At 64.8% G+C, this 1,246-nt stretch carries 1 pseudogene; it reads left to right on the forward strand.

Annotated elements, in window-relative coordinates:
* Nucleotides 1-1,246: pseudogene (locus VBE63_RS29690) on the forward strand (class I SAM-dependent DNA methyltransferase); the annotation flags it as partial.

The following is a 1,246-nucleotide window of genomic DNA, read 5'->3' on the forward strand; positions in this document are numbered from 1 at the left end:
GGAGTTGAGTGAGCGCGAAGGCAAGCTGTTTGCGGATTTGGCGATTGGGGCGGATGTGGCCGGGGCCAAGACGCTGCTCGCGATGAGCGAGATCAGCTCACCAGGCGTCAAGCTGCACGGCGCCGGCTTCATCGTCACCGAGGATGAAGCTCAGGCGCTCGGCTCGGGTCGAGAGCCAGGGCTTGAGTCAGTGATCCGCGACTATCGCAACGGGCGCGATCTCACCCAGAGCCCGCGCGGAGTGAAAGTCATCGACCTGTTTGGGCTCAGCGTCGAGCAGGTGCGGGAGCGGTATCCGGCCCTCTATCAGCGGGTGCTAGAGCGAGTGAAGCCGGAGCGAGATCAGAACAAGCGCGCGACTTATCGGGATCATTGGTGGATCTTCGGCGAACCGCGCAAGGACTGGCGGGCGATGAGCGCTGGCCTGAACCGCTATATCGCCACCGTTGAAACCATGCGCCATCGTATTTTCGTCTGGCTTGACATGGCGATTCTGCCAGACAACAAGCTGATCAATTTCGCACTCGACGACGCCTTTTTTCTTGGCGTCTTGAGCAGCAGTATTCACACACGCTGGGCAATGGCGACCGGCAGTTGGCTCGGCGTTGGCAATGACTCGGTTTATGTCAAAACGCGCTGCTTCGAGACCTTCCCCTTCCCCGCCGCTAGCGACACCCAAATCGCCCGCATCCGCGATCTCGCCGAGCAGATCGACGCCCACCGCAAGCGCCAGCAGGCCCAGCACCCGAGCCTGACCCTGACCGGCCTCTACAACGTCCTCGACGCCCAGCGCCGCGGAACCGCACTGACCGACAAGGAGCGCGTCATCAACAGCCAGGGCCTGGTCAGCCTGCTCGCCGAGCTGCACGACCAACTCGACACCGCCGTCTTCGACGCCTACGGCTGGGACGATCTCGCCGAGCATCTGGTCGGCCGCCCCGGCGCCACCTGCCCCTGGCCCGATAAGCCCGCCGCCCAGATCGAGGCCGAGGAAGCGCTGCTGATGCGCCTGGTCGCGCTCAACGCCGAACGCGCCGCCGAGGAAGCCCAAGGCCAGATCCGCTGGCTGCGTCCGGAATACCAAAATCCGGAGCAGGAAAGCGCAAACCAACCCGCACAGCAAGCCGCCGACCTCGACCAGCCCGAGCAGCCCATGACCTTGGCAACGTCAAAGAAGACCAAGGCGTTCCCCGCCGCCCGCGCCGGCATGCGCGAGCAGATCGCCGCCGTGCGCGCCGCGCTCGGC

Source organism: Lamprobacter sp. (genome assembly GCF_034860625.1).
Lineage (GTDB): Bacteria > Pseudomonadota > Gammaproteobacteria > Chromatiales > Chromatiaceae > Lamprobacter.